The following is a 17,594-nucleotide window of genomic DNA, read 5'->3' as shown; positions in this document are numbered from 1 at the left end:
TATGGAAAATAAATCTGCTGTCCGGCTTTATCTCGAGTTGTTAAAGAAAACAATTCTGTTTGAAATATGGCTAGAGTATGAGCCATATTTACCTGCTTCGTTACATATATCTAAGGAACTTCCATACGAACCCGTTACAGTTCCACTCCCTTTATTTATTAAACAATATGCAGAAAATCATAATTTAAAAATTATTAAACCTAATGTTTTAAAAAGCGAACGTCAAGACGGAATGGATTGGCCAAGAGCAGCACACAGTATGATCGGCCGGGAACGCATGAATCAATTACATGAAGCATTAGAAACAGTTGTCCGTGAAAATATAGAAGGTGATTTTATTGAAACAGGTGTGTGGCGCGGGGGATCGTGCATTTTTATGAATGGTTTTTTACAAGCAAACAACATTACTGATCGCAATGTATGGGTTGCCGATTCATTTGAGGGCCTCCCAACACCAAATATAGAACAATACCCGAGAGATTTCGGCGATTACTTACACAGCTTTGATTATTTACGTGTTTCTTTAGAACAAGTACAAGAAAACTTTAGAAAATACGATTTATTAAATGACCAGGTAAAGTTTTTAAAAGGTTGGTTTAAAGATACTTTACCGTCAGCACCGATAGAAAAAATTGCGATTGCTCGCCTTGACGGTGATATGTATGAATCAACGATGGATGGTCTCGTAAACTTATACGATAAAGTTTCTAAGGGCGGCTATATAATTATCGATGACTATGGGCTACCACCATGTGCTGAGGCTGTGACAGACTTTAGAAATCAAAGAAACTTAAAAGCTCCTATTACTAAAATTGATGTATTCGGGGTTTATTGGCGAAAAGAATAGGGCGAAACTTTATTCAGTTAGGGTTTCTCCATCTCACACTAATTATTAGCCTTCGCCAATAGCATGATAAATAAAAACAAAAGCTCCCATTACTATTTCCAGTTGTTCTAGGGAGCTTTTTACATATCACAACAGTTCTAATATCGTTTCCCCTCCCACTATAAAATGTTAGCTGCAGATTAAAAATGTTGGTTCCCTATTTACTACAAGGAAGGAGTGAAATTATGAGCGAGCTTAAAAAAAAAATCGCATTAATCCCACCTCCCGAACTCGTCCAATATGTAGGTGGCGACTTTCAAAAGGTTGGAAAAGAATTCATAAAGCATTTTATTCAAATTGGTAGTTTAAAATCCAATGAAACAGTGTTAGATGTAGGTTGTGGTGTCGGTCGAATGGCGGTTCCATTAATGAATTACTTAGGTGATGATGGAGCTTATTATGGATTTGATTTATTTAAAGATGGCATTACATGGTGCAAAAATAATATTTCAGCTGCCCGTAGCAATTTTCATTTTGAACACGTTGATATATATAATCAATTCTACAACCCAGAAGGAAAAGAAGATGCTTCTCAATACAAATTTCCATATGAAGACGATTCATTCGATTTTGTTTTTTTAACTTCTGTATTTACCCATCTCCTTCCGAAAGAATTAGAACATTACGTATCTGAGATTGTACGTGTTCTAAAAAAAGATGGGAGATGTTTTATTACCTTCTTTCTCATTAACCCTGAATCATCCTATTACTTAAATTCAGGGCTAAGTACATTAGGTTTTTATCATCAAATTGAAAATTGTTATGTTGTGAATAAAGATATTCCTAATTTTGCAGTTGCCTATCCTGAAGAAGATATCCGCATCTTATTAAATAAATATGGCTTAGAGGTAATTAATAAACCGCATTATGGTTTATGGTGCGGCAGAAATGAGTATACAAGTTATCAAGATATCGTTCTTACAAAAAAAGCTTCTGAAAGGTAGTTTCGTATGAATAATGAAAAAAAGCCACCTCTCGTTTCCATCCTTATTCCCACTTATAATCGACCACATTATTTCAAAATCGCTCTAGAAAGTGCATTAGCACAAACTTATCCAAACATTGAAATTATTATAGGAGACGATAGTACAAATGATGAAACAGAAATCTTAATAAATGAACAGTATTTACCTAATTATAAAAACATAACATACATTCGAAATACCACTACTTTAGGACAATTTCATAACGATCTTATGCTCTTAGAGAAATCTAATGGGGAGTATATAAATTTTTTAATGGACGATGATGTGTTTTATAATCATAAAATACAAAAAATGATGGCTTATTTTGAGCAAGACACAAATAAAAATCTCGCTCTTATAACTTCTTATCGAGTACGTATTGATGATCACGGAAATTTAATTGGAGATGCTCATCCAACACAAAGATTATATAGCGAAGACATTCAATTAAACGGAATATTTTTAGGCGACTGGATGTTAAAAGGTGGACATAACATTATCGGTGAGCCTACAACTATTCTGTTTAGAAAACAGTTACTCACTGAACCTTTCGGCACGCTAAAAGGAAGGCACTATTCTTGTAGTGTCGATATGGCATCATGGATTTCCTTACTTTCTAAAGGAAACGCAGTATACATATCCGAACCTTTAAGCCAATTTCGCTACCATACTGGGCAACAAATACACAGCAAGCTCCTTGAAGGATCTGAGGATTTTACGCACCTCGTTATAACTTCAAAAGAATACGGATTTTTACAAGATAATACAGATTATAGACTAGGTCTAATTAGCGCTTATAAATGGTGTAAAAATTCCTTAGAATATTATAGCCAGCTACCAAACCTCATTCCAGATACACATGTACGTCTTTCCCATTGTTTGGACATAATTATAAAAGAGCTACATCATTAGTCTATTCTGCGAAAATAAAATGTGTGAGCTTTACGTGAATAATGCGTATAGTTCATACATTCTTTTTAAACTATGTGATGCACCAACTAAAACCCACTAATATAGAGAGCAGTAGAAAGGAATTCATACAGTGAAAGATCCGAACACTCAATATCAAATAGACTACATATTAATATTCATTTTATTTGCCATTGGGATTGTTAGCTGCTTTGCTATCGCAAGTGCACAAGCTTCTTTACCACCATTTTTACAAAACGTAAATTTTGTATTAAAACAAATCCAATGGTATGCCATTGGATTTATCGCCATTGGTGTTATTATGGTTATTGATTTCGATCGCTATAAACAAATTGCTTGGTATTTATATAGCTTTGCACTCATACTTCTAATTGGCCTAGAACTTCAAGTTCCTGGCGCCGTTACAATTAAAGGGGCTACCGCGTGGTACAGACTTCCAGGCATCGGAAACTTTCAGCCTTCTGAAATTATGAAATTATTTTTGATTATCGTCGTTGGACGAATTATAGCGAATCATAATGAAAAATACCTTTTTCGGACAACTCGTGAAGATTTCATTTTACTTTTAAAAATATTTGCAGCTAGTTTACCTCCACTACTTCTAATCGCAAAAGAACCTGATTTAGGAAACACAATGGTCATTTCAGCGATGCTTGCAACAATGGTTTTAGTTTCTGGTATACGTTGGCGCTTTATCCTCGGATTAACCTCCGGTATTTTCGCCATAGGCTCTACCTTAACATATATTTATTTCACGCATCCAGAGTTCTTTAAAGAGCACATTCTAAAAGAATATCAATTAAATCGCTTCTATGGTTGGCTTGCACCTTATGAATATGACGCACAAGGATACCAATTAAGACAAGCATTTTTAGCTACTGGATCAGGAGAGATGCAAGGAAAAGGATGGGAAAATAGACAAGTATATTTTCCAGAGCCACATACAGATTTTATTTTTACAAATATCGCTGAACAATTCGGTTTTTTAGGAGCAAGTGTTATTATTTCATTTTTTTTCTTACTCATTTACCGAATGATCCATATTGCTTTAGAAAGCAATGAACCTTTCGGTAGTTATATTTGCGCTGGTACAATTGGAATGTTTACGTTCCAAGTATTCCAAAATATTGGGATGACAATTGGTTTACTCCCTATTACAGGAATAACGTTACCGCTTATGAGCTACGGCGGGAGTTCACTGCTCACATATATGGTTGCTATTGGATTTATTTTAAACGTACGCTCAAGAACTAAAATCTTTATGTTTAAATGAACCATATCGAAAAACGGTATGGTTTTTTTCTATGTCCATTTTAGATATACTAATGAAAAAATGAGCTGGAGGTTTAAATATGAAATATGACATTATAGGTGATATTCACGGATGCTTCCAAGAGTTTCAAGATTTAACAACGAAACTAGGGTATAGCTGGGATAGTGGTATCCCAATTCATAACGCAAAACGAAGGCTTGCATTCGTTGGTGATATTACAGACCGAGGTCCTCATTCATTACGGATGATTGAAATTGTATGGGAGCTCGTAATAAATAGAAAAGATGCTTACTATGCTCCAGGGAATCACTGTAATAAACTGTATCGTTTCTTCCTTGGACGTAATGTTACAATCGCTCATGGGCTCGAAACAACTGTTGCAGAATATGAAGCATTGTCTTCTAATAAGCAACAAATAATAAAAGAAAAATTCATTACTCTTTACGAACAATCACCGCTATATCACATACTGGATGAAAAAAAATTAACCGTCTGTCACGCTGGTATTCGGCAAGATTACATAGGAAGACAAGATAAAAAAGTACAAACCTTTGTACTATATGGTGATATTACAGGCGAAAAACACCCTGACGGCTCACCTGTCCGCCGAGATTGGGCGAAAGAGTATAAGGGTGAAACATGGATTGTTTATGGACATACACCTGTCAATGAACCTCGCTTTGTGAATCATACAGTCAATATTGATACTGGTGCTGTATTTGGTGGTAAACTAACTGGACTACGTTACCCTGAGTTGGAGACCGTTTCTGTCCCTTCTTCCCTACCTTTTGTCCCTGAAAAGTTCCGCCCAATTTCATAAAGTGAAACTTTAATCAGTGGGGGTTTTGTTCATCCCCCACTGATTATGAGCCCGCACCAATCGGGATAAATACCTCTACTTAATACAATTCACGATTTGCAGAGGATCATGGTGTTTTCTAGACATATTCCACACTAAAACTAGATAAAGCAATTAAAAAAAGATGCAATAAAGTGCATCTTTTTTTAATTGCACGGCATATACTGTCGCAGGAGGTGACGGAATGAAGAAAAAATCTTCTAAACAAAAAAGAAAATTCCACCCTTTATACCATCCCATGTATGGAATTAACAACTGGTGCAGTATTCGAGCTGCAGCTATAGAAGAAATAGAAGAACAAGAGTCATCAAAAAAAAGCAAACCGAGAGAAAAATATATCTCTTTAGAAAATGCTGTTATGAGGCGAATTATAGATAGCAGGAAAATAAAAGCAAAACAAAAAAAGAAGCTCGCTTCTAATAATGATGAACCTGTGCTTAATTCGGAAAAGATACAAGAAAATATAGAAGAAAACATTCCTGCAGCAATAAAGGAAAAAGTACAACCAGAAATTCCAGCTACTATTATAAATCAAGTAAAAAAAATAAAAGAAGCATTAATCTCGGGCAACGATGTACAAATAGAAGGATCCGCCCCTATTCAGGCTCCTGTACCTACACCTATAAAAAAAGAAAATAACAAAGGAGCTCGTCACGCATATAAAGAAGGACTTCACTCTAAAGCTGATGGAATCGCTTCACATGCAGAAGGGCTTCTTACACATGCAACGGGTCCCTTTTCTCATGCAGAAGGGACAAAAACAAAGGCAACTGGACATAGTTCGCATAGCGAAGGAAGTGAAACGACAGCAGGCGGCTCTTATTCTCATGCAGAAGGAAAACATGCAATTGCTTTGGGAGAAGCAGCACATGCAGAAGGAACCGCAACTATCGCTAACGGATTCTCATCTCATGCGGAAGGAAATCATACATCAACAGCTAATTTTGCAGGCAGCCATATTATGGGGAAATTTGGTACAGCAGAAGAAGCTTATTCCTGGTTTATCGCAAATGGGACAAATGACACTGATTATAATATAGGTGCCAAATGGCTTGCCCATAACGGAGAAATGTATATCGATGGTGCTTCTTACAATGCAGGTGGTACTGATTTTGCACAAATGTTTGAGGCAGCAGATCATAGCCCTATTGATATCGGCTATTTCATTACATTTAGTAGCGAAGAAAAAATTCGAAAAGCTACTTCAAATGATACATTCATATTAGGCATATCCAGCGCTACTCCTGCTCTCATAGGAAATAGCGGTGCTTTAAGTTGGCAAAAACGCTATGAAACAGACAGCTTCGGAAAACGTCAATATACACGTACTAACAAACAAGAAATACAACCCCTTTTAAATACAGAATGGGATCCAGCTTGTAAGTATATATCAAGAAGAGACCGTACTGAGTGGCTTCCTGTCGGATTAATTGGACAAATGTTAGTACGTGATGACGGCACTTGCGAAACACACGGATATTGTCGTCCAAATGATGACGGCATTGCCACAAAAGCTGAAAGTGGCTTTTTCGTTATAAAACGTACTGGTGAAAATCAAATTTTAATATTATTTCGCTAAAAAAAGGGAACAAAATTCTTTTTATGATAAGAATTTTGTTCCCTTTTAATTGTTATGTAAAGCGTATTGCATATCCTCTGGGATACTTACGGTAAAAGTCATTCCCTTTTCTAAAATAGGATGATAAAACGTCAAAGATGTACTATGCAGCGCTTGACGTTTTATCACATCTCTTCGGCCACCGTATAGATCATCCCCAAGTAGCGGATGTCCTATATATGCCATATGTACACGAATTTGATGTGTTCTTCCCGTCTCGAGCTCAAGCGCTACATGCGTCTTATCGGAAGAACTCTCCATCACTCTAAAATGAGTAACAGCTCTTTGACCATCTTCACAGACAGTTCGCTCGATAATACTATCCGATTTTCGTCCGATTGGCGCGTCAATCGTTCCTACTTCTTCTAAAATAGTCCCATGAACGATTGCCTCATACGTTCGTTTCACCCCTTTTTGTTGATGCTGCTTCGATAAAAGGTGGTGAACGAATCTATTTTTCGCAATTAACATAAGCCCTGAAGTATCACGGTCTAACCTCGTCACAATGTGCACCGTACTTGCAAGATTTTGTTTATCATAATGATATAAAAGAGCGTTTGCAATACTTCCTGACGGGTGCTCCCTAGACGGAATCGTCGACATATTTGCTTCTTTATTTATAACAAGAACCGCATCATCTTCATATACGATACACAAAGGGATCTCTTCCACTTCCATCCCTTCACTTCTTTCCTCCACTGGAAAAAAGATTTGTAACTCTTCACCAGCTTGTAACTTGTGACGAACACTTGTGTGTTGACCGTTTACTTCAATTGCTCCCCCGCGGAACTTTATATCCGTTAAAGCAGCTTTCGAAATCCCTTTTGTTTTCAAAAATTCTCTAACTAAAGTTCCCTCTTCAGCCAGCCCTATATCCCATTTCAATGTAAATCTGTTCAAATATATAAACCCTCTCTATTTATCTGCAACAAACGAGTCACGAACACGTTTCCAGAATGGGAACGGACGGAAACGAACAAATCGTACTTTCTCGTTTGCAACGCGATACTGAATTGATTTCACATCTTGATGAACCATCGTCAAATGATCCACGGTAATTTGCATGTTCATTCCTGCAGCCGGCTTTAAAACGCATGTATGATGCTTCGGCAGTACGAGCGGTGAACCTACCGTACGAAATACACGATTGTTGATAGATGCCATTTCTGCAATTTGAATCGCTTCAATAGAAGGGTGAATAATTGCTCCGCCAAGCGCCTTATTATAAGCGGTACTTCCTGAAGGAGTAGAAATACAAAGACCATCTCCGCGAAACGTTTCGAAATACTCTCCGCGTATTTCCACTTCTGTTACTAATGTACCTTCTGCACTTTTTACAGTCGCTTCATTCATCGCCAAATACTGCGACTCTTTACTACCATTCACATAGCGAATAATCACTTCTAAAAGTGGATATTCAACCACTTGGAACGGTGTTTTAGCGATTGCAATCACCAACTTCTCTACTTCCGTGGGTAACCAATCTGCATAGAAACCTAAATGCCCTGTATGTACACCAACAAATGCGGTTTCATCTAATCGATTATAGTAACGATGGAATGCATATAAAAGCGTTCCATCTCCCCCAACAGAAATTACAATATCAGGTTCCTTTTCATCCATTGTAAACCCAAAATCTAACAAGTATTCTTTCATCGTACTTGCTAGTGTATCTGATGATTGATCTCCCTTTGACATAATTGTAAATTTCATCGCCCAACACCCTTTAGTTTATGATTCAGAATCTTTCGTTTCCTGCTTTCGTGAAAAGACCTTTTGCGCTTCTTGAATTTCAAGACGAATGGAAGACATTTCTTCATCTAATAAAAACGCCGCTTCCGCTGCACGTTGTAAGCGTATTTTAATATCTTCAGGAAAACGTCCACTATATTTGTAATTTAAAGAATGCTCAATCGTTGCCCAAAAATTCATTGCTAACGTGCGAATTTGAATTTCAACTAACACTTTTTTCTCCCCCTGTATCGTTTGAACAGGATAACTAATGACAACGTGGTAAGAGCGATAGCCGCTATCTTTCTTTTGCGTTACATAATCACGTTCTTCTACAATGTCAAAATCATTTCGTTTTCGAAGATATTCTACAACAGGCTTAATCTCATCTACGAATTGACACATCATTCGAAGGCCCGCGATGTCCTGCATATCTTCTCTAATTCGGTCTAGCGGTACATTTCTCTTCTCCGCTTTATCAATAATACTTGCAACCGACTTTACCCTTCCTGTTACAAACTCAATTGGAGAATGCTCCGTTAACATTGCAAATTGAGTACGCATTCCTTTTAGTTTCACTTTCAGCTCCGCCACCGCTTGGTGATACGGTGCTAAAAATTCTTCCCAATTACGATTCATTTCAACCACCACCAAAATCAATCCATTTGCTTATAGAAACACTTTTTCTACAGCAGTTACTAGTTCTTCTCCGTAATTTGCATTACCTTCAATATTTTCAACTAAATATTCTACTTCTTCTTTTAATCCTTCTAATTCTATTTCAACATCATTCACGCGAATAAACATCGCTGTATCTTTATTCATCGCTTCATGCATTGCTTCCCAGCATGTATGCGGAATACTTACATAAATGAAAGATGATTCATTTTCTAAGATATATAAAAATGATAAATTGTCTGAGTCTACAAGTACGTGATTACGCGCACTTAACTCCTTTACCTCTATTTCAGTATTTTCCGCACAAAAAATAAGCGCATTCTCTCTCGTTTCTACGCTCTTAACTTGAATTTTATTTTGCATACTCGAACTCCTCCATCTCAACTTCCTGTCTTACTTAACAGTATTATTGTATCATAACATGGACGCAAACAAATAAAACATTGAACCAAATTTGCGAAAAAGCGATAATGTGGAAAGAATTATTTTTCAAAAGGAGCGCATACAATGACACAAGAAATTGAAATTGAATTTAAAAATATGGTTACAGAGGAAGAATTCCAAACATTATGCAAATCTTTTTCTATTGAAGCATTTACAAAACAAGTAAATCACTACTTTGAAACGCCTCACTTCTCTTTAAAAGATACGGGCTCTGCACTTCGTATTCGTCATAAAGATGGAACTTATACATTAACATTAAAACAACCTGCTGAAATTGGTTTATTAGAAACTCATCAGTCTGTAACAGAAAAAGAAGCACAACTTATGATGGAAACAAACACAATCATTCAAGGAACTGTAATGGATCAGCTACACAAATTACAAATTCCCGTTTCCTCTTTAACTTATATGGGTAGTTTAACAACAGAAAGAGCTGAAATATTATTTGAAGGCGGAACGCTTGTCTTTGATCATAGTTTCTATTACAATCACGATGATTATGAAATTGAATACGAAGTGCAAGATGAAAAGATCGGTAAAGTAGCATTTATAAGGTTATTAAAGCAACATAACGTACCAGTTCGTCATACAAACAACAAAGTAAAACGCTTTTTCCTTGCCAAACAAAACGAAGAGCGCTAAAGTAAAATTTCCATCAGTGAAGAAGAGCTGTACTTACGGCTACATTTCACCTTTTTGAAAAGCAAAAGATTTATTAGCAACATATAGAATAAGCAAAGAATGTTATGAAGGCTGTTTAGTTGCTCTTCATAACATTCCATTGCTACAATAGATATACATTTCATGGAAAAAGGAGTTTATAAAGGATGAGCAAGCAACCGATGACACCATTTGAAGCAATTGGCGGTGAACAATGCATTGCAACATTAGTGGATACATTTTATTCCTATGTCAGTGAACACCCTGACTTATCTCCGATCTTCCCGGATGATTTAACAGAAACTGCTAGGAAGCAGAAACAATTTTTAACGCAATATTTAGGTGGTCCTAATTTATACACTGAAGAACATGGGCATCCTATGCTAAGAGCACGCCATCTTCCGTTTGAGATTACTCCAAAACGCGCAGAAGCTTGGCTGTCATGTATGGAGCAAGCAATGGATGATACAGGAGTGCACGGTCATATAAGAGAGTTTGTTTTTGAACGTTTAGCATTAACTGCTCAACATATGGTCAATACTCCAAATGAAACAGGTGAAGCGTAATGGATAAGCAGGAAGCAAAGCATATAAATATGCCTTCTCCTTCCACATGCGAGCATAAATCTGTAGAAGCATATTTATTTATTGATCCACTTTGTAAAGATTGCTGGGATATCGAGCCATTTATTATTAAACTATGGCTTGAGTATGGGAAATACTTCTCTATTCGTCATATCGTAACAGGAAAAGTGGACGGAGCAAACGCTTCCTCACACAAATGGAATAAACCTGCTAATATTCGATTTGTGTGGGAAAAAACAACAAGTTTACAAGGTTTTTCATGTGATGGAAAAGTACATATGCAAGAGGCATCGTCAACACCATATTTAGTTTCGATGGCAATTAAGGCGGCGGAATTGCAAGGCCGAAAAGCAGGTTCGAAATTTTTGCGAAAACTCCAAGAATACATTCTTCTTGAAAATGTATCAAACCCTGACTGTGAATTATTGCTTACATGCGCTAAAGATAGTGGCATTGATGTAGAGGAATTTAAAAAAGACCTACACTCAGTTAGCGCAAAAAAAGCTTTCCAATGCGACCTAAAATTCACAAATGAGATGCATATTACAGAAATACCTTCCCTCCTATTTTTTCATGCAAATTCAGATGAGGAAGGTATTAAAATCGCGGGAATTTATTCCTATGATGTATACGTACAGTTATTAAAAGAACTTATAAAGTGCGAGATTGAGCCAGAACCATTACCTCCTTTAGAAGTATTACTAGAAGCAACACAATTTATTTCTTCAAAGGAAATCTCATTTATATATGACTGCCCTCAACAAGAAATAGAGCGTGAACTAAAGAAATTACAACTAAAACGAAAAGTACAAATGATTGAAGTGAAGTGCGAGCGTTATTGGAAATGGATAGCAAAAGAAAAAGACCCGGTGTAAACACCAGGTCTTTTTCTTTACGGCTTATAAAAATATTAAAGGGGATGGGAGAAATTTTCACGTTCAAACAAAGGGGTATATGTTTGTATGTGAATTCGTTCACGCTTATTATATTACAAGATTCGACGTCAGATGACAACCCCTTTTGTCGAATTTCACATTTTTGTCACATTCTAAACGTTTTCATTTTTGAATAAGCTATAAAAAGAACATTTAGGAGGTTTTATTAATGAAAAAGTCTCATATCGCTCTAATTTTTCTAGCTTTCATTGTTTCTTTTTTCTTGTACATCCTTTCTCTACTACAAGCTTTTCCTAAAATTATTGCCTTCCCTCTTTTATTCGGAGTTATCGTCATCGCTGTCTCTTATTTCAACTATAGAAAACGATTTAAAGGATTTTAACTATCAAAATAAGTCATGAAAATTCCTTCTAATATAGAAAAAGTAAAGAAAATCACCTTAACAATTCGACAAATATCGACATTATGTACTTTTGAGAAAATGTTTCAAACAAAAAAGACGAGGATAAAATCCCTCGTCTTTTCTCATTACTTCTCTTCAAACAATAGCGCTTCTAATTCATTTAACTTCTCTTCAAATACTTGTAGTGCTTCTTTTACAGGTTCTGGTGATGCCATATCTACTCCTGCTTTTTTCAACACTTCAATTGGGTAATCAGAGCTTCCAGCTTTTAAGAATTCGTTAATGTAACGTTCTACTGCTGGTTGTCCCTCTTCTAAAATTTGTTTTGACAAAGCTGTCGCTGCACTAAATCCTGTTGCGTATTGATATACGTAATAGTTGTAATAGAAGTGCGGAATACGAGACCATTCTAAACCGATTTCTTTATCGATTACTAAAGCGTCCCCGAAATATTTCTTATTTAAATCGTAGTAGATCTCCGTTAACATATCTGGCGTAACAGCATGTCCTTCTTGTACTTTCTTATGAATGATATGCTCGAACTCTGCAAACATTGTTTGACGGAATACAGTACCACGGAATCCTTCTAAATAATGATTTAATAAATATAGACGCTCTTTTTTATCTTCTGTCGTTTTTAATAAATAATCATTTAGAAGCGCTTCATTACAAGTTGATGCTACCTCTGCAACGAAGATTGAATAATCACCGTATACGTGTGGCTGTGTCTTTCTTGTGTAATAACTATGCACCGAATGACCAAACTCATGAGCAAGTGTATATAAATTATTTACATTATCATGCCAGTTCATTAAAATATACGGATTTGTTCCGTATGCACCAGATGAATACGCTCCGCTTCGTTTGCCTTTATTCTCGTACACATCTACCCAGCGATTTTCATATGCTTCTTTTAAAATTTCAACATATTCATCACCAAGTACGTTTAAAGATTTTAATAACAGGTCTTGCGCTTCTTCATACTTCACATTCATTTTCACTTCTTGTACAAGTGGTGTATATAAATCGTACATATGAAGCTCATCAAGTCCTAGTGCACGCTTACGAATATCAATGTATCGATGTAGTAAGTGTAAATTATCATTTACCGATTCAATAAGTTGATCATACACCGCCTCAGGAATATTATTATTACTTAATGCAGCTTGACGTGCAGAATCGTATTTACGAACGCGCGCATTGAAATTATTACGTTTCACAGCCCCGCTTAACGTACTTGCAAATGTGTTCTTATATTTTCCGTACGTTTCAAATACAGCTTTGAATGCATCTTCCCGTACACGACGATCATCACTTTCTAAAAACTGAATGTAACGACCATGCGTTATTTCTACCTCTTCTCCATCCTCACCTTTAATAGATGGGAATTTCAAATCCGCATTATTCAACATACCGAATGTATTACTTGATGCACTCATCACTTCAGATGCTTCTGCTAATAACGCTTCTTCTGCCTCAGATAATACGTGCGGACGTTGACGGGTAATTTCTTCTAATGCATGCTCATATACACTTAGTTCTCGATTTTCTTGTAAGAAAGTTTGCAATGTATCTTCTGAAATAGCTAAAATTTCAGGTACGATATACGCTGTACTACTAGATACTTGTGAGTATAAATTTGTTGCGCGATCATTCAGTGCTTGATACACAGAGTTTGTTGTATCTTGATCGTAACGCATATGTGCATATGTATATAGCTTACCTAATCGCATTGAAATTTCATCTTCATATTGCAATGCCTCAAGCAAATTGTCTGCAGAGTCGCCAAGCTTCCCTTTAAATTCAGTTAACTTTGGCAATAGCTCTTTAATAGCTTGGAATTCTTTTTCCCATTCTGCATCTGTTTGGAAAATATCTTCTAATCGCCATGTGCTTGCTTCTTCAATCTCATTGCGATCTGGTAATGTTTTTGCTTTATTTTGTTCAGACATTCTGTAAGCCCTCCTTTAAATATCTCTACTTAAGTACAATTCTGTTTTTCTTATGTAATTCCTTCACGTTCATTCTTTATTATATCCCCTTTTTCTTCTCTCATGTTGAACTTTGTCTCAAATAGAGATAGTGCGTGCGCTAAGCCAATTTCATCATATTTCATAATTTCTCCCTCTGTTTTTACCAACACAACATCTCTTATTTTTCGATACTTATTAATACCTATTTTTATTAATACACCTGCATAACATAAAAATGTCATATACTCCGCAACTGCTACCTTCCATATATGTTGTGCAAAATACGGAAGTAGACGCCTCTTCGTATATTTTGCTACATAGTTACATGCGTATTGCAGAGAAATATACTCCCCTACCTTAAGCATACCTATACACTTCATATAAAGAGAAGCTTGCCATATAAATGGATTTGTTTGAAAAGCAAACGCGGATGGGAGCGGAACACCGATTTCAGAAGGAAAACTCGCTGGGGTACATTTATATTGATATAAGAGGCGGAGTAGTGACTTATGATTATAATTCCAGATAGATAGAGCGTTTTGCCGAAAATGGTTCTTTTTTCTCTTCCATTCTTGTCCTAATACCTCTTTTTGGAAAGGAACGGGGGAAAAGAGCATGTCAACAGTAGTCGTATCAGTTGGTAAATAAATAGTATGTGAGAAAGAGACGTTTGTAGAAAACGGAGTGATAAAGGCGCATTTCATAAATGATTTTTGTTTCGGACAGAAGAAAATAAGAAATGGCTGAGGATAAGATTGTAAGGAGAAAGCCAGAAGTGAGGAAAATTTCATCCAATATGCAGATTGCTTTTTTAATTGATTTCCACCAATGATCCAGATGACCTGTATACCAGCTTGCCAATACGAGTATGTTCGTTTAGAAAGCTGTTCTATGGAGAGATTGGCGCATTGATATTCAATCGCAATTTCCCTACCTGCTCTCTCTACGAAAACATCTGGTCTTTGCTGGATTTTTGGAAGGTAATGCTCTATATCCACATGAAAATTTTGACGTTTCAACCATCTATATAACAATTCTTTACCGTGCATATGATACATAGATTCTGCTTCATAAAAGGTAAGACATGAATCCACTTTCTTATGAGCAAAATGCCAGCTCTTTTGTTTTCCTAATTTCATTTGCACTTCTTTTCCGCAAGCTGTACAAAAGAATTTTTCTCGTTTACGCATTTCGCGTAAACGTTCTTCATCCCGGTTATATAATAGATGAATTTTCTCTCCGTTTTCTCTCCTTGCAATAAACATCACCATCACACCCTTTCAACTTCTTGTATTCTACAATTTACTACAAATTCCTCTCAAAAAAAGAGATGTCCTAAATTAGGACATCTCTTTCTATAATAAAGGTGATAATAACCGGTACGTCGATTCAACAATCCGCCTATGAAGACGTCTCTTATGAAATCGGTCAACATGAATTTCACTGGATTCTTCTAAATCGTCTTTAAAATCTTGAACGAGCTTTCTAATGCTACCTGTATCATATAAAAAGGCATTTACTTCAAAGTTTAAATGAAAACTTCTCATATCCATATTAGCTGTCCCAATTGATGCGAGATCAGAATCCACGATGACAACTTTACTATGAAGAAACCCTTTTTCATATTCATATATTTTTACTCCTGCATCTAATAACTCCGGAAAGTACGATCTTGATGCATAAAAGACAGTCCGCTTATCTGGCTTACTTGGCATTAACAAACGAACATCGATACCAGCAAGTGCAGCTACTTTTAATGCAGATAAAATATCATCATCTGGAATAAAGTATGGTGTTGCAATCCAAATCGATTTCCTAGCTGAAGCAATCATTGCAAAATATAAATGTTTAATTGTTTCCCATTTATTATCCGGTCCACCTCCAACAAGTTGGACTCCGCCCCAATGATCACCCTCAACTGCTTCCGCTTGTAAATATTCAGGTGCTAATACCGCCTCACCAGTCATATAAAACCAGTCTTGAAGGAAAATTAGCTGTAAACTTTGAACTGCTTCACCGCGTAAATATAAATGCGTGTCTCGCCAAAAACCGAAATATTTATCCTTCCCTAAATACTCATCACCAATATTTAATCCACCTACAAACCCCTCATTTCCATCTATAATAACGATTTTTCGGTGGTTTCGATAATTAATTTTATCGTTTAAAATTGGAAAGCGCACAGGGAAAAATGGAATCATTTCTACTCCTGCATCATTCAATTCTGCAATATACGAATTTGATAATTTAAAGCTTCCAACCGCGTCGTATAAAAAACGAACGACAACGCCTTCTTTTGATTTTTTTATTAAAATATCTTTAATTTCTGTACCGAGCTTGTCATCACGTACAATGTAATACTCCATATGAATGTGGTGTTTCGCTCGATTTAACCCATCTAAAATTGCCTGAAACGTTTCGTCTCCATTTGTTAATGTCCTCGTTTCAGTTTGAAATGAAATATTTAAAGCACCCAATCGATCTGCTAAACGAAATAACAATTCTTGATGCTTATGATTTCGTAAAATCCGTTCTTCGTAATCTTCGTGTCCCTTATATTGTAAAAACGCCTGTTCATCGAGTAATGCCTTCTTTTGGAACATTCTTTTTCTGCGAAAGTTTTGTCCAAATAAAAGATAAGCAAAGAAACCGAACACTGGAAAAATACCTAGTACGATTAACCACGTAAGTGTTTTTGACGGATGGCGATTTTCTAAGAAAATGACACATCCAATTAAAAATGCGGAAACCGTAAATAAAATACTAATAATACCTAAAATCGAAACATCCTTTATCCCCATGACATCCGAATAAAATGCTACATCAATAAACATGCGTAATGAAACAAATAATGCGAACAGTAGTAGAAAAAAGAAAAGTAGTTTTAGTGTATTTTTCATCTCTTCCCCCCTAATAAGAAAGCCTTCCTATTCTTCATAAAAAAAGCCGATTTCATACTATAGAAATCGGCCTACGTTTTAGGAGGGAAATTGTTGCGAATTGTCTCAAGCGCACGCTCTTTCACAACCTGTTTCCCATACTCACTTACACGGTGAATCGTTAAAGTAGATTCTTCTCCATATTCTAAAACAATACTTAAAATACGATCAATCTCTTCTTCATCATGTAGCACTTCATCGAATTCCACATATACATAATAGCGGTCCTCAAATGAATGTAATTCATCTTTTATATCTTCAAAGATAAGACGATGACTTAATGAAATAACATCTTCAAAATCATTAAACTTAATTAAAAAGCCAAACGTACCATCTTCATTAAAGTTTGTTCCTACTTGTTCTTCTACCTCTTCCACTAATTCTTGCTGGAATAATGATTCGATGCCTTCATCTAGAGGAATGTCTATAATTTTGTCTACACCTATTGGTAATTCCAGCTTTTGTCCATCCTTTGAAAGCTCCGCTTTCGTTACAAGTACTTCAATCCCTTTATCGACTGCTTGCACTTGGATCCATAACGGCCCATCGATAAAGAAATCATCATGATCACGAGCTTCGTCCATCATCTCCCAAAAGAGCTCTTCACTTCGTTCGCGATCATACCAAATTTCTTCACGATTAAACCCTCTGTCCTCTATATCAATGTACGTAATAAAAAATTTCATCGTATGGTCATTAATTCTTTCAATATCCAAAATACAACGCTCCCTTCCTGCTTAGAATTGTTATGAAGG

Annotated in this window: 18 protein-coding genes; 10 read left to right on the top strand and 8 right to left on the bottom strand. The window is 36.1% G+C overall.

Annotated features, from left to right (window positions below; translation table 11 throughout):
* Position 1: 1 nt before the first annotated feature.
* The 6 genes from ABH957_RS14035 to ABH957_RS14010 all read left to right on the top strand — a co-directional run bounded on the left by ABH957_RS14035 (position 2) and on the right by ABH957_RS14010 (position 6,492).
* A complete protein-coding gene (locus ABH957_RS14035) occupies positions 2–847 on the top strand; it encodes a TylF/MycF family methyltransferase (RefSeq protein WP_113937689.1) in 846 nt (281 codons plus the stop codon).
* Positions 848–1,071: 224 nt separating this feature from the next.
* Positions 1,072–1,830 carry a class I SAM-dependent methyltransferase gene (locus tag ABH957_RS14030; protein WP_404511469.1) on the top strand — a complete coding sequence of 253 codons (759 nt, stop codon included), beginning with the start codon at positions 1,072–1,074 and terminating at the stop codon, positions 1,828–1,830.
* Between the two features lie 6 nt (positions 1,831–1,836).
* Positions 1,837–2,763: a glycosyltransferase family 2 protein gene (locus ABH957_RS14025; RefSeq protein ID WP_002134977.1), complete on the top strand. Its 927-nt coding sequence runs from the start codon at positions 1,837–1,839 to the stop codon at positions 2,761–2,763.
* Between the two features lie 130 nt (positions 2,764–2,893).
* Entirely contained in the window at positions 2,894–4,054 is a 1,161-nt protein-coding gene (locus tag ABH957_RS14020) for an FtsW/RodA/SpoVE family cell cycle protein (protein WP_404455938.1), read from the top strand.
* Between the two features lie 79 nt (positions 4,055–4,133).
* Complete coding sequence (prpE, locus tag ABH957_RS14015; protein ID WP_404455935.1) at positions 4,134–4,874, top strand: bis(5'-nucleosyl)-tetraphosphatase PrpE; 741 nt, start codon at positions 4,134–4,136, stop codon at positions 4,872–4,874.
* A 223-nt stretch (positions 4,875–5,097) separates the two neighbouring features.
* Positions 5,098–6,492 (top strand): peptidase G2 autoproteolytic cleavage domain-containing protein, encoded by a 1,395-nt coding sequence (locus ABH957_RS14010; protein ID WP_404455932.1) that lies wholly within the window; start codon positions 5,098–5,100, stop codon positions 6,490–6,492.
* A 45-nt stretch (positions 6,493–6,537) separates the two neighbouring features.
* On the opposite strand, the gene ABH957_RS14005 is transcribed toward ABH957_RS14010, so the two are convergent.
* Genes ABH957_RS14005 through ABH957_RS13990 form a run of 4 tightly spaced genes read right to left on the bottom strand, consistent with a single transcriptional unit; the run spans position 6,538 to position 9,303 of the window.
* On the bottom strand, positions 6,538–7,431 hold the full coding sequence (locus tag ABH957_RS14005) for an RluA family pseudouridine synthase (RefSeq protein ID WP_219301718.1): 894 nt from the start codon (positions 7,429–7,431) through the stop codon (positions 6,538–6,540).
* A gap of 15 nt (positions 7,432–7,446) precedes the next feature.
* A complete protein-coding gene (locus tag ABH957_RS14000) occupies positions 7,447–8,244 on the bottom strand; it encodes an NAD kinase (protein WP_002011365.1) in 798 nt (265 codons plus the stop codon).
* Between the two features lie 18 nt (positions 8,245–8,262).
* Positions 8,263–8,901 carry a GTP diphosphokinase gene (gene yjbM, locus ABH957_RS13995; RefSeq protein WP_002125951.1) on the bottom strand — a complete coding sequence of 213 codons (639 nt, stop codon included), beginning with the start codon at positions 8,899–8,901 and terminating at the stop codon, positions 8,263–8,265.
* A gap of 30 nt (positions 8,902–8,931) precedes the next feature.
* Positions 8,932–9,303: a UPF0738 family protein gene (locus tag ABH957_RS13990; RefSeq protein ID WP_002011362.1), complete on the bottom strand. Its 372-nt coding sequence runs from the start codon at positions 9,301–9,303 to the stop codon at positions 8,932–8,934.
* A gap of 144 nt (positions 9,304–9,447) precedes the next feature.
* Here ABH957_RS13990 and ABH957_RS13985 point away from each other — a divergent pair, with 144 nt between their 5' ends.
* From ABH957_RS13985 to ABH957_RS13970, 4 genes are all read left to right on the top strand, one after another.
* The gene (locus ABH957_RS13985; protein WP_404455927.1) at positions 9,448–10,026 is read left to right on the top strand and encodes a CYTH domain-containing protein; all 579 of its coding nucleotides are present in this window, start codon (positions 9,448–9,450) and stop codon (positions 10,024–10,026) included.
* A gap of 185 nt (positions 10,027–10,211) precedes the next feature.
* Positions 10,212–10,610 (top strand): globin domain-containing protein, encoded by a 399-nt coding sequence (locus ABH957_RS13980; protein ID WP_219917488.1) that lies wholly within the window; start codon positions 10,212–10,214, stop codon positions 10,608–10,610.
* Positions 10,610–11,503 (top strand): ClpXP adapter SpxH family protein, encoded by an 894-nt coding sequence (locus ABH957_RS13975; RefSeq protein ID WP_113937683.1) that lies wholly within the window; start codon positions 10,610–10,612, stop codon positions 11,501–11,503. The genes ABH957_RS13980 and ABH957_RS13975 overlap by 1 nt, the downstream gene beginning before the upstream one ends.
* Positions 11,504–11,732: 229 nt before the next feature.
* Positions 11,733–11,906 carry a hypothetical protein gene (locus tag ABH957_RS13970; protein ID WP_002086970.1) on the top strand — a complete coding sequence of 58 codons (174 nt, stop codon included), beginning with the start codon at positions 11,733–11,735 and terminating at the stop codon, positions 11,904–11,906.
* Positions 11,907–12,052: 146 nt separating this feature from the next.
* Here ABH957_RS13970 and pepF read toward each other — a convergent pair whose 3' ends face one another.
* From pepF to mecA, 4 genes are all read right to left on the bottom strand, one after another.
* Positions 12,053–13,879, bottom strand: a complete 1,827-nt coding sequence (pepF, locus tag ABH957_RS13965; RefSeq protein ID WP_404491189.1) for an oligoendopeptidase F — start codon at positions 13,877–13,879, stop codon at positions 12,053–12,055.
* A 50-nt stretch (positions 13,880–13,929) separates the two neighbouring features.
* Positions 13,930–15,165 carry a competence protein CoiA gene (locus tag ABH957_RS13960; protein ID WP_404511467.1) on the bottom strand — a complete coding sequence of 412 codons (1,236 nt, stop codon included), beginning with the start codon at positions 15,163–15,165 and terminating at the stop codon, positions 13,930–13,932.
* Between the two features lie 90 nt (positions 15,166–15,255).
* Positions 15,256–16,800, bottom strand: a complete 1,545-nt coding sequence (locus tag ABH957_RS13955; protein ID WP_113937681.1) for a cardiolipin synthase — start codon at positions 16,798–16,800, stop codon at positions 15,256–15,258.
* Positions 16,801–16,871: 71 nt separating this feature from the next.
* Positions 16,872–17,555 carry an adaptor protein MecA gene (gene mecA / locus ABH957_RS13950; RefSeq protein WP_002149820.1) on the bottom strand — a complete coding sequence of 228 codons (684 nt, stop codon included), beginning with the start codon at positions 17,553–17,555 and terminating at the stop codon, positions 16,872–16,874.
* Positions 17,556–17,594: the final 39 nt, after the last annotated feature.

The organism is Bacillus sp. RC242 (assembly GCF_044908245.1).
Lineage (GTDB): Bacteria > Bacillota > Bacilli > Bacillales > Bacillaceae_G > Bacillus_A > Bacillus_A mycoides.
Note: the sequence above shows the minus strand (reverse complement) of the source record. Positions and strands in the feature narration are given on the sequence as shown.

Coding starts and splice junctions, on each gene's coding strand:
- ABH957_RS13980 (WP_219917488.1), top strand. CDS start 10,212: ATGAGCAAGCAACCGATGACACCATTTGAAGCAATTGGCGGTGAACAA.
- ABH957_RS13960 (WP_404511467.1), bottom strand. CDS start 15,165: ATGTTTATTGCAAGGAGAGAAAACGGAGAGAAAATTCATCTATTATAT.
- yjbM (WP_002125951.1), bottom strand. CDS start 8,901: ATGAATCGTAATTGGGAAGAATTTTTAGCACCGTATCACCAAGCGGTG.
- ABH957_RS14010 (WP_404455932.1), top strand. CDS start 5,098: ATGAAGAAAAAATCTTCTAAACAAAAAAGAAAATTCCACCCTTTATAC.
- ABH957_RS14030 (WP_404511469.1), top strand. CDS start 1,072: ATGAGCGAGCTTAAAAAAAAAATCGCATTAATCCCACCTCCCGAACTC.
- ABH957_RS14035 (WP_113937689.1), top strand. CDS start 2: ATGGAAAATAAATCTGCTGTCCGGCTTTATCTCGAGTTGTTAAAGAAA.
- ABH957_RS14025 (WP_002134977.1), top strand. CDS start 1,837: ATGAATAATGAAAAAAAGCCACCTCTCGTTTCCATCCTTATTCCCACT.
- pepF (WP_404491189.1), bottom strand. CDS start 13,879: ATGTCTGAACAAAATAAAGCAAAAACATTACCAGATCGCAATGAGATT.
- ABH957_RS13970 (WP_002086970.1), top strand. CDS start 11,733: ATGAAAAAGTCTCATATCGCTCTAATTTTTCTAGCTTTCATTGTTTCT.
- ABH957_RS13985 (WP_404455927.1), top strand. CDS start 9,448: ATGACACAAGAAATTGAAATTGAATTTAAAAATATGGTTACAGAGGAA.
- ABH957_RS13990 (WP_002011362.1), bottom strand. CDS start 9,303: ATGCAAAATAAAATTCAAGTTAAGAGCGTAGAAACGAGAGAGAATGCG.
- prpE (WP_404455935.1), top strand. CDS start 4,134: ATGAAATATGACATTATAGGTGATATTCACGGATGCTTCCAAGAGTTT.
- ABH957_RS13955 (WP_113937681.1), bottom strand. CDS start 16,800: ATGAAAAATACACTAAAACTACTTTTCTTTTTTCTACTACTGTTCGCA.
- ABH957_RS13975 (WP_113937683.1), top strand. CDS start 10,610: ATGGATAAGCAGGAAGCAAAGCATATAAATATGCCTTCTCCTTCCACA.
- ABH957_RS14000 (WP_002011365.1), bottom strand. CDS start 8,244: ATGAAATTTACAATTATGTCAAAGGGAGATCAATCATCAGATACACTA.